At 48.6% G+C, this 12,064-nt stretch carries 4 protein-coding genes and 1 tRNA gene; 2 read left to right on the top strand and 3 right to left on the bottom strand.

Annotated elements, in window-relative coordinates; all coding sequences use genetic code 11:
- Position 1: 1 nt before the first annotated feature.
- Complete coding sequence (locus OGY01_RS15170) at positions 2–2,137, bottom strand: ornithine decarboxylase (RefSeq protein ID WP_286493298.1); 2,136 nt, start codon at positions 2,135–2,137, stop codon at positions 2–4.
- A 469-nt stretch (positions 2,138–2,606) separates the two neighbouring features.
- On the opposite strand from OGY01_RS15170, the gene OGY01_RS15165 reads away from it, so the two are divergent.
- Together OGY01_RS15165 and OGY01_RS15160 are read left to right on the top strand one after the other, a co-directional pair.
- Entirely contained in the window at positions 2,607–3,314 is a 708-nt protein-coding gene (locus OGY01_RS15165) for a DUF554 domain-containing protein (RefSeq protein ID WP_200009982.1), read from the top strand.
- A 105-nt stretch (positions 3,315–3,419) separates the two neighbouring features.
- Positions 3,420–3,495, top strand: a tRNA-Phe gene (locus OGY01_RS15160).
- Positions 3,496–3,771: 276 nt separating this feature from the next.
- On the opposite strand, the gene OGY01_RS15155 is transcribed toward OGY01_RS15160, so the two are convergent.
- Entirely contained in the window at positions 3,772–4,491 is a 720-nt protein-coding gene (locus OGY01_RS15155) for a hypothetical protein (protein WP_200009983.1), read from the bottom strand.
- A 344-nt stretch (positions 4,492–4,835) separates the two neighbouring features.
- Positions 4,836–11,753 carry an autotransporter outer membrane beta-barrel domain-containing protein gene (locus OGY01_RS15150; RefSeq protein ID WP_286493297.1) on the bottom strand — a complete coding sequence of 2,306 codons (6,918 nt, stop codon included), beginning with the start codon at positions 11,751–11,753 and terminating at the stop codon, positions 4,836–4,838.
- Positions 11,754–12,064: the final 311 nt, after the last annotated feature.

Here is a 12,064-nt window from a genome sequence, read left to right as displayed (position 1 = left end):
CTTACTTCAAGACGTAGCCAAACAGACGCTTAATTCCGTCAGCATCGGTCTCACTGTAGACCCCTTGCAGCTCCGGCGAGAATCCTGGGAGCAGGTTAACGCCCTCTTCCAGCGCCAGAAAATAACGCTGAACCGCCCCACCCCATACTTCTCCCGGTACCACGCACAGTACACCAGGAGGATAAGGCAGCGCACCTTCTGCCGCAATGCGACCCGCGGCATCACAAATACGCACCAGCTCAACGTCACCACGGATAAAGGCACTGTGGGCGTCCTGCGGATTCATCGCCACGACCGGCAAACTCTCCTGACGGAACATCGCCTTTTGTAGATCCTTCACATCAAAGCTGACGTACAGATCGTGCATCTCCTGGCACAGCTCACGCAGCGTGTAATCCCGATAGCGTACCGGGTATTTGTTGGTGATGGTAGGCAGCACATCAGCCAACGGCGTGTCGTCCTCAATATGCTGTTCAAACTGCGCCAGCATAGCCACCAGTTGCGCCATTTTCTCTGCGCTTTCTGCAGGCGTCAGCAGGAACAGAATTGAGTTGAGGTCGCATTTCTCCGGCACGATGCCATTTTCGCGCAGATAATGCGCCAGAATCGTTGCCGGGATGCCGAACTCGGTATATTGCCCGGTCTGCGCATCAATGCCAGGAGTGGTCAGCAACAGTTTGCAGGGATCGACAAAATACTGGTCGCACGCGTAACCGGAAAAACCATGCCATTTCGCGCCCGGTTCAAAGCTAAAGAAGCGACGCTCGCTGGCGATGGTTTTCGTCGGATAGGTTTCCCACGGTTTGCCATCGATCACGGGGGGAATAAAGGGCTGGAGCAGCTTACAGTGGGCAATGATAGCTTTACGTGCCTCAATCCCCATCTCCACGCATTCTGCCCACAAACGACGCCCGCTCTCTCCTTCATGGATTTTAGCGTTAACATCCAGCGCGGCAAATAACGGATAAAACGGGCTTGTAGAGGCATGCAGCATAAACGCGTTGTTCAGACGTTTGTGCGGGCAGAAACGCGCCTGCTCACGAATATGGTTATCTTTTTTGTGGATCTGCGAGGTTTGCGAGAACCCGGCCTGCTGCTTATGCACCGACTGGGTAACAAAAATCCCCGGATCGTTGGCATTAAGCTCCAGCAACAACGGCGATCCATCGGCCATCATCGGAATAAACTGCTCGTATCCGACCCAGGCAGAATCAAACAGGATGTAATCACACAGACTGCCAATCTTGTCGATCACCTGCCGGGCGTTGTAGATCGTCCCGTCATACGTGCCAAGCTGAATAATTGCCAGACGGAACGGGCGCGGCTGTTCGGCCTTTTGCGGTGCAACCTCCCGGATCTGCTGGCGCAAATATTCCTCATTAAAACAGTGCTCATCAATGCCACCAATAAAGCCAAACGGATTGCGTGCCGCCTCCAGATAAACCGGCGTGGCTCCAGCCTGAATCAGAGCACCATGATGGTTCGACTTGTGGTTATTACGGTCAAATAGCACCAGATCGCCACGCGTCAGTAACGCATTAGTCACCACTTTATTTGCAGCCGATGTGCCATTCAGAACAAAGTAGGTTTTATCCGCATGGAAAACTTTAGCGGCAAATTTTTGCGCATGTTTGGCCGACCCTTCATGGATGAGCAGATCGCCCAGTTTGACGTCAGCATTGCACATATCCGCACGAAACAGATTTTCGCCAAAAAACTCGTAGAAATGACGACCCGCTGGATGCTTCTTGAAAAACTCGCCATGCTGATGTCCCGGGCAGGCAAAGGTGCTGTTCCCCATTTCAACATACTGAGTCAACGTGTCATAAAACGGCGGCAACAGCTCTTCCTCATAACGACAGGCTGCGGACTCAAGCTCCAGCCAGTCCTGTGCATTACCGCGAATAATTGCCTCAACGCCTGCAGGTACATCCACATCAGTCTCTGAAAAAATAAACACGGGCAAATGAAAACCAGTGCGTTTAAGCAACGAAAGGATCCCACTGCGGCTGTCCGCAACAGTAATGACGACTGCCGCAACATCAGTAAAATCGGTACTGTCCAGCGACACCACCTGACGATGGGTAGACAGGCGAGAGACCAGTTCACCACTGGCGGCAATATTCATTGATTTCATAAGCGCAAAAACCTGTTTCGGGAAAGTCAAAAGCCCCGGGCAAAGCTGCATTGCTTCGCCCTACGAAATGACAGGTCAAACTGGTAACCAGCCCCGACCGCCAGACATCAGTAAAAGCAGATAGCCTCTGATTTTACTGTTATCCTGCAGTGAGCGTGCGTTGCCGTCACCGCATAGTGGGAGAGTGAAAAAATATCGCAGGAAGGGGCAATCTTCGCGCATAAAGGCGATGTTGAAGGCGATGTAGGGGGAATATATTCATCCCAGGCAGCCCCGTCAGACAGGAGAAAATTCGCGCAATTTTGGCACCTTTAACTATCAGGCGCAAGACAAAATCCTATGCATATATCTTGCAGATAAACACCCATTTTTCCGATCGATAGCGTCATAATAATGCAATCTGAAAACATAAACACACCCGGGCCATTGCCTTTAACATCAAGACGATAACGGGTAATCAGGAGCGAATGTGGTAATCGGACCTTTTATTAATGCCAGCGCCATTTTATTTGGCGGTGTTCTCGGCACACTACTCAGCCAGCATTTACCAGAACGTATTCGAGTCTCAATGACCTCTATTTTCGGGCTGGCCTCTCTGGGTATTGGGATTTTACTGGTAATTAAGTGCGCCAATCTGCCAGTCATGGTTCTGGCAACGCTGGTCGGCGCGTTAATCGGCGAGATTTGTTATCTGGAAAAAGGGATTAACGCTGCTGTAGCTAAAGCACAACAGGTTTTCACCAGATCAGATGTAAATGCAACGCATGAGTCTTTTATCCAAAGCTATGTAGCAATCATTGTGCTTTTTTGCGCCAGCGGTACCGGGATCTTTGGGGCGATGCATGAAGGGATGACTGGCGACCCTAATATTTTAATCGCTAAGTCTTTTCTCGATTTCTTCACCGCCGCCATCTTCGCCTGCTCGCTGGGTATTGCGGTATCAGCCATTTGCGTGCCGGTGCTGGCAATCCAGTTAACTCTGGTCACCTGTGCTGCGTTGATTTTGCCGCTGACAACGCCTGCAATGATGGCCGATTTTAGCGCTGTAGGCGGATTATTGCTGCTGGCAACCGGCTTACGCATTTGTGGAATCAAAATGTTCGCGGTCGTTAATATGCTTCCCGCTCTGCTACTGGCAATGCCGCTTTCCGCTGCATGGACTGCATTTTTTGCCTGAGAATGCGTGCAATACCAGCAATCTGGTGATAGATTGTGCAGTCTGCATTGAATTGAAGAAATTTCGTTGACGAAACGAAGCGAATCGGTTTTAATGCGCCTCGTTGCCCGGATAGCTCAGTCGGTAGAGCAGGGGATTGAAAATCCCCGTGTCCTTGGTTCGATTCCGAGTCCGGGCACCAAAATTTAGAAAAACCAGCCTCAGGGCTGGTTTTTTGCTTTCTGAAGGATGCAGTAGATTTGTGGTCGTTCTGACTGCAAATGTCACCAACCTCTCGCTGAGCGGCGCTCGTTTTTTTGATACAAGGTGTGGCAACGTTTTGCTCAGCAGTAGGTGCTTCCGAACGAAATACCGGCTTGTGACTGAAGCCCCGGAACTATTAAAAAGTACGCATAATTAAAATGAGTATGCTCACATATCCACTGATATCTGCATATAAATAGTTCATAACGCGTGTTCAACGAACAAGCGTCTCACTATCATTCAAAACCTCAATTTTTTTAAGCATTTCCAGATACACTTTATGAACCCCTATTGCTTGCCCAATAGCACATGGAGGAATAGCATTTTCTGATCTGGAAGAACTCTCCCGACGAGGAATACTATATGCATACCAACTGAAATAACCATTGACCTGAAGGTCATTGATAGCATCCAGCATATCCACGCTCATTGAGGAACCATAGCGATCTACCAGTCTATCAAGACGATTAATACCAGATGTTATATGAGTACGAAATATATCATTCCATGTGCCGCCATCAGGCACAGAGAAGAAAGTCTTTGGTCGCAATTCCAGGCATGTGTTCTGAGCCTTTTCCAGCATCGGCTTCTTAAGCATTAAATCAAAAGAGATGTTGTTATCACTGATGTATTTACCACCATTATTTTCAATGTAAAGACTTCGAAAAGGTGATGCTATAGAATTCAAACTTTTTGATATTTCTAAGTTTATAATTTTGCCAAGCTTTTGTTTTTCTAATTTAATATGTTGTTCATTTTCACGCTGTTGATACGTAGAAACAAATGAGTAAATGAGTGCAAAAACTACTAAAGCGAGTGTGAAGCGTCCTGGAATCGTAAGTTTTTTTAGGCCGGACTCATTCTTGTCCCATGTATTACCGATAATTGCTATCAGAGCAGAACCGAAAGCCAGAAAAATTGGAATGTATTCCATATATAACTCCTTAAAAACTGTTCTAAATAATATTAGAACACAAAAAAATCAAGTTCGCTATAAACCGCAGTAAATGCAACAAAACATAAATATAACGTATTAAATATTTACCTTAGGAAGCCATTAATATCGACACTCTTTAACATGCGATAGATTATTTATCTAAAACTTAGCATAAAATACTCTATCCAGACACGAGTATTTAAGTTCCCCGAATCCGATTCCAGACACCACTATTTAGAAAAACCAGCCTTAGGGCTGGTTTTTTGCTTTCTGGCACCAAAAAAGTAACTCGAACTCAGTCAATTGCCAGGACTGACTGAATTCGATCTAGTTAGTTTGAGTTACTTAAAGTTATATTTAATACCAATCATCGCTGAAGTATCGTTATAACCTTTATCTCCAATCTGCGCGCCAATATTACCCCAGATATTGAGCTGCGGATTAATTTGCCCCTCAACACCCGTTTTAATTTCACCCAGATCACGTGCGCCTTCTTGTCGGATACTGACCCCATCCATTGTTGTGCCAAAGTTACGGGTATTGTGGATCCAGTTCACTTCCACAAACGGCTGGAACTCTCGTGCGTTGCCATCATCAATTGCACTGTGGCCTTTCAGGAAAGTACGGACTCCCAGCCGAGTCTGGATATTGCCATCTCCTTTGCCGCTGACGTGAGAACCATTCGATTCACGATGATCGTCTGCTTCAACCCCCATCCAGATAGCTTGTCCCTGCGGCTGGATAAACCATTCGTTTTCAGAACCTTTACTTCCGGTGAATTCACCGAGCTTGTGCGTATAACCCAGCTCCAGCGATCCGGTAATCCCTTTCGATTTGTATGATTCACTCTGAATACCCTGGCCTTTGACACTATTATTAAACCAGTTGTACTGCGCCCATGTATCCAGATAAGCCCCCTGATGCGTTTCATCATTGGCATACCATGTTGCATAGACCCCAGCACTGTAACCATTCACGGAACCATCAGAACGATAACCTGTAGATGAGGAGCGCGTATTGCTGTTGTTATGTCCATACCCGGCCATCACGCCAAGATGCCAGCGATCCAGTCCATCGCCACTCCAGCGGGCAATATCGCTACCAATCTGCATTACATAGCGATTACTCTGGGTTTTCAGCTGGCCGCTACCGTCACGCCAGTTGTTATGTCCACCGACATGACGCATCCACATACTTGTCACTTTCTGCTCGCCTGTCAGCGCGTCGATGTACTGGGTTTCACCCAGACGATCGTGCAGACGGGTAACAAACATATTATTTGCTGCCGCCAGGTTTGCCGTGTAGCTCCCACCCTCCGGGCGCAGATCTTTATCAGTATCAGGATCTGGTTTCGGATCCGGGTCTGGATCTGTTTTACCACTGGTCAAATACCAGTTGCCACTGTTCTCATCCTGGCCACGCCCAAGAGTATAATCATAAGCGCCCGCCACAATACGACCTGCTTGCGTAAATTCACCATCCGACTGCCCGTCTACGTGGATCACTTCAATACCGTCGATCGTGGCAGCCCCTTTCCCACCAGCATTAGTGACGCTAACTGAAGTTGTGCCGCTGGTATCACCCTTCACAACCAGCTTATCCGTTACGGAATCATCATTCCCCAAAGCAGTGTTTAATGAAAGATGGCCGTCATTACCCGCATAATTGCCATTAACTACCAGTTGGTTGCCCGCCAGTTGGCCATTCACGCCGGTCTTAATAGTACCGCTGTTAGTGAGATTGCCTCCCACCGTAAACAGAAGATTATCGCCAGTCCCGGTACCAACCTGCACTCTCCCTGCGTTATTCACATTGCCAGCAACACCACCGACACCAGAGAGCATGCCAAATGTCGCAACATTCACCTGTGAACTGGCAAGGATAACCGGCGACGTTGCGTTGCCCAGCACTAAGCCGCCCTGCTCAATATCCGTTTGCCCGGTCCAGGCTGCGTTATCACCTACGGTAACGGAGCCTGCGCCCAGTTTGGTCACTCGACCACTACCATATACATCATTATTGAGTTGCCAGTCAGTGTCGCTGTTCAATACCAGAGAGCCCGTATTACTCACATCCGCACTGCCCAGGTTTTCTGCAATAGAAGCGGTAAGTTGGGAATCCGCATCGATAGAGAACTGACCGGTGAAAGCGCTGTTATTGCCTACCAGCACAACATCACTGCCGTTGAGTTCAACCAGCCCGGCATCACTGATATTATTGTATAGATTGCCTGCGGCCTTACCGATCGATAGCGTTCCTGCCGCTACAATATCACCCGAACCAAGGCCCAGAGTCGTGTTCATTAACACGCGGGCACCTTCCGCGATGGTGGTTGTCGCCGTCAGCGTACTGTTTTCACCAGTAATGGTCAGCGTATCGGCATTCACATTCAGCTCACCACTTCCCGTTAACACACCGTCTGCTGAGCCGCCGTGCTCAAGTGTCAGGCTACCACCGTTAATATTCAGCAAAGAGCCTGCTGCCGCAGCTAGCTTACCGATAGTCTGGCGATGACCATTCATATCAAACCCGGACTCTGTCGCCAGACGCAGTTCGCTGGTCTGCCCAAGAACATTATCATTTTGCATCAGAAGGTTGCCGCTGCGTACATCGGTAACGCCGGTATAATCATTATCCTGATTGGACAGTGATACCGTCTGGCCTTTCTGGCTGTCAAACGCCAAATCTCCGCTCCCGGTTACACGGGCGCTGAGATCCGCCGCATTGCCGGTCTTGCCGTTTGCATCCAGTACCAGCGCATTATCTCCAGATGCCAGCAATTCTACCTGCGTCAGGCCATAGTTAATGTACAGGCCGTCATCACTCGCACCGCCGGTGAGACGATAGTCATAAGTCCCTTTCGCCACGACCTCGCCGTTTTGACTGATATCGACTTCCACGCCATCACTAATGATATTGCCATTGCTATCAGTCAGCGTCAGGTTACCCGCACCGCCTGAAACAGGGGTATCTGAGGTAGCCAGTTGGATCAGCGACTGCGCATCGTCCTGTTCAAGCAGTGACTGCGTGGTATCAGCCAGCGGACGATCGTTGCTGATCGTGCCAGTATCAACCTGCACGGTACCGCGCCCGGAAAGATCCATCTTCCCTGAATGAATAGTCCCTTCAGCGTTACTCTGCCCAGGGGTCACACCGTCAAAACTGACCGTACCGCCGTTAAAGGCGAGTCCTCCAATCTTCTGCTCGCCAACAGCCACATGCGTCACGCTACCCGTACCCGCACTTAATGTCGCCTGGCTCAGCGCCAGAGTATTCAACCCCGCCAGTTCAAAGGTGCTGTTGCTCAGCGCCAGCGTGCCATTGAATCCGTCTGCTGCATTGTTGCTGGTAAAATCGAACGCATTACCGCTGGCATCCACCTCTACCGTACCGGTACCCGCCAGATGACTGTTAAAGACATACGTGCTATTGGATTTCAGCGACAGCGTGCTGGTCTCGTCGACGCTATAACCAGTATCAGCAGCATCGTTTTGATTATCACCCAGCGCAAATGTGACATTATCAACGGTAAATACGGAGCCAGCAGTGAGATCAATATGCTCCATACCACTGATAGCATCAGTACGATTCAGGATGTACTGCGCGTTTTTCAGTTGAAGTGTATCTCCACCCGCACCACCATTAAGGCTGGTAAACAGCGATGTCTCCGTCTCTTTAATATCATTGAGCACATACAAATCGTTACCGCTTCCGGTCGTGACGTCCGTGGCCGTACTACCAGAATCCAGCGTAACCGTGTTATCGCCGCTCATCAGATTAACCTGTCCGACAATGCTCGCGCCTGCGGCGTTTGTAAACGCAACCCCGGCCCCCGTCAGCATTTCCACTGCTTTTTGCGAGGCATCCAGCGCTTTAATCACACCTTTATTAATGAAACTTTCCAGTGCACCATTATCAGCGTTGACCACCGCATGGCTTGTTGACTTCGAGGTTAGCTCACCAGATTGTTCAACATTTTTGGTTGTCCCCCCAATAATCAGCGCTTCACCGCCGTCACTGTCGAGCACGTTAACGCTGACACCTGTTTTCAGATCGGTTGACGCATTGGTGACAATCCCTTTGCCTGCAGCCTGTTCGACGTTGATCACCAGATTGCGTGAGTCGGACATATCCAGCGTTTGATCGGTTTCGCTACCGTCAATATTTTCAAACAAAATCCCCGTGCCGCTACCCGTTACGGTAACAGTACCGGAGTTGGTTTGCGCCAGCGATGCGCCGGTATGAATACCAATACCGTTACCTACGCTTACAGTAGTATCTTTTAACTGGATGCCCGCAATTTTAGCGACGTTTTCAATAGCACTCCCTTTGCCAGCGCTGTCCATCGTAATGGTAGCGCCATCAACAGTCAGGCCTTTCGCGCCGTTAGCCAGCAGGATGCCATGCGCGTCTCCTGCTGCTTTGGTTTCCCCCGAACCGGTCAAGCTCAGCGAGGCATCATTGCCAACAAGATAGGCTGCTGTGCCATCCGTCGCGGTTACCGTCGCATCGTTTTTAACAACCGAATCAGCACCTTCAATACTGACCGCGACACCATTAACGTTAATATCACCAGCGTTATTCAGCGTGCCGCCAGAAACCAGGACGCCAGTGCTGCCCGCCTGGGCGAAATCAATAGTACCCTGGTGGTTAAGCGTACCACCGTTGCGAGCGATGTAGCCGAAGGCACCATCCGCTGTGTTGCTGGTATTCAATGTGGCATAGCTGGTAAGTACAGAGTCGCCCTTCAGACTCGCATCAACTTTCCCGGACAGATCGTAATAATTACCATCAACAATCCCGGCAGTGGTCCCTTTACCGGAGAGCTTAACAATCACCGCATCTTTAGTGATAACACCATCAGTACCGCCTTCCACACGCACGCCAGTGGCACCGTCGCCCGTGATGCTCAATGATTGCGAACCGGAATCAAAATGGCTTCCCGTCCCCGTCACTTGCAGAATAGTGGAGTCTTTGCCTGATGCCGTCATTGTCGTACCTGATGACCCACTACCATCAAAGGTTGCACCGCCTTCAATACGGTATAGCGTTGACCCTTCAGTCGATACGTCCTGCAGGGTCGAAGAGGATGCGTTGACTTTAGAACCGCTACCGTAAACAAAATAACCGATTTGGTTCTTACCACTGTCAAAAGACACTTTACCCGTATCAGTAATATCGATCGTACCGCCGTCACGAACATGCAGACCAATCGCGTTATCTGCAGCAAGACTGACACTCCCGCTCATGGTCAGTCGTGAACCCGATCCTTCAACCCAGGCACCAATGTTTTTCTGCGTACTGTCGGTTGTACTGCCATTGGTGATGTTGATGCTGCCGGAGTGAAGCGCCTCGCTCCCTCCCTGTAGCTCAATCCCGCTGGCACTGTACCCATTCAGATTGATCTTGCCGCTGTTTTCCAGACCTTTCGCGCCGTTAATACCCATCAGCCCGGTATTTTGCGCTGACCCGGTACCATTGATATCGATAACACCATTTTGCTTAACGCTGATGCCATCTGGCGACTCGCTACCATCCGCCTTGATAGCAACAGCATTTTCTACTTTTTCCCCGATAGTAATGTTGCCGGGGTTATTGATAGTCCCACCTTTCACATACATACCAATGGCGGGGAGCGTCACCACAACCTCACTGGTCGTTTCATCTTTTACCGCCTGGGCGGTACGTCCGATATAGAGAGTCCCGTTGTTTGTCGCAACGACATTATGCTGAGCAAATACACCGTAGGTGTATACACTATCGATGGATTGCACTGGTTCACCGCCAGTCGCAATATTCATTACGCCATTATTTATAAACGTTGCCGTGTCGTTCATCAGCAAAGCGTAAGCGTTATAAATATCCTGGTGAGAAGCGAGGTTGATAATGCCGTCATTCTGCACTTTTGTGGTACCTGTCGACAGAATCGCGGTATGTGCACCGACCCATGCGTTTTTCACATCAAGACTGGTACCCCCGTCAATAACACCGTTGTTATTCACGATGCTGTCCCGTGCCGAAATGACATAATCGCCCCCCGATGCACCAGCAGCGGTCCCTAACGTACCGTTGTTGTTCAGCGTGGCGCCTTTGGTCAATGTCACCACGGAGGTATCACTGAACACAGCCTGAATATTTGCATCAGCAGAAATATTAACGACAGAGTGCGCTCCGGTAGCTTTTATGAAACTATTCACATCCCGGTTTGCAAGCTGCAATACAGCATCGCCGGCCGGGATCTTGGTATCGAAGTGGATGCTTTTTTGTTCCGTGGAATAGGCTTTGTTTAACTCAGCCTGATAGTCTGCAGGTGAGAGTTGGCCCGCCTCAACAGCCTTCACCAGGGCATCATTATAGGTTTTTAAATCATCAATATTGTTAACGGTATACTGGCCTAACGCACTGGAGAAGGTGCCATTGTAAGTTGCGGTATTAAAGCTAAACGTTTTTCCAGAAGTATCCGCGACATTACCGATGCTACCGCTTTGCACGATAGTTTTAGAGTTGTAGTTCAGTACGGCATCTTTTGTATCGCTGGCGCTGGTCTCAACGTTATAAATCCCGGAAACCTTAGTGACAGCATTAAACTTGTTCTCTGTGTGTTCTGCCCAATCGTTTCCCTTTGAACCGATATTGACATCAAGCTCACCACCCGACTTTACGGTTGCCAGCTTCATATTGACATACTGTCCGTTGCCAACTGCAACCCCCAGATATGTCGTCAGATCGCCGATATTATTAGTGGAGAAATTATTACTGTCGTAAACCTGTATTGTGCGTGAGGCTCCAGTGACAGGATCGACATATTGAATACTGTGCGTACGACCACCTAATGTCGTTTGTTTCAGGTTTATATTTTCACTACCAGATGAAATATACCCGCTATCCATTGCCTGCTGAATTGTCATCGTCTGGAAACCAGATGCCCCGGAAGCAATACTGCCATATCCTTTAGCGCCTGTGACGATATTCATCGTTTCACCATCGCCAACAACAAGCTGACCAACACCATTACTATTGGTATATGGTGTGTATTCTGGCAGTACATAATCGGCGGCCAGAGCATTTACCGACTGCGTCGCGAATACTGCACCAATTATACTTAACGCCAACGTTGATAAATTAAAGCGATAGTTATTAACTCGAATACCTACGTCGCTATTAGTTTCTACTGAAGCACCAGATCGATTAGCCAATTCAGAAACAACAACTGCACACGAGCGCGACACACTCCATACCACTTTATAAATCTTATTCATAATTACCTTTCCGACGGACTCCACGATGCCTTTATTTACTGGCAAATTTTCGTGGTCACATAGCAGTAGATGAACTCATGAATATACAGCGGACGGACACGACTTCTTCGCTGGAAGTTTTCCGCTGAAACATTGAGCAACTTGTACTCGACGGATGGTATTACTCAAGCATAGCAATATCTATTTATATCGAAAGTGATACATTATATAGATAATATGACTATAAATTTAATACAGCAAAGATTTTTATGTTAATAAAGTACAAAAAACAACCAAATGATTGATAATCATATGTATAAATTTTGTAATTT

It is taken from the genome of Citrobacter sp. Cm038 (genome assembly GCF_030333105.1).
Lineage (GTDB): Bacteria > Pseudomonadota > Gammaproteobacteria > Enterobacterales > Enterobacteriaceae > Citrobacter > Citrobacter murliniae.
Note: the sequence above shows the minus strand (reverse complement) of the source record. Positions and strands in the feature narration are given on the sequence as shown.

What these genes read in the sequence shown, in the direction of transcription:
- OGY01_RS15155 (WP_200009983.1), bottom strand. Translation starts at nt 4,491, where the DNA reads ATGGAATACATTCCAATTTTTCTGGCTTTCGGTTCTGCTCTGATAGCA.
- OGY01_RS15170 (WP_286493298.1), bottom strand. Translation starts at nt 2,137, where the DNA reads ATGAAATCAATGAATATTGCCGCCAGTGGTGAACTGGTCTCTCGCCTG.
- OGY01_RS15150 (WP_286493297.1), bottom strand. Translation starts at nt 11,753, where the DNA reads ATGAATAAGATTTATAAAGTGGTATGGAGTGTGTCGCGCTCGTGTGCA.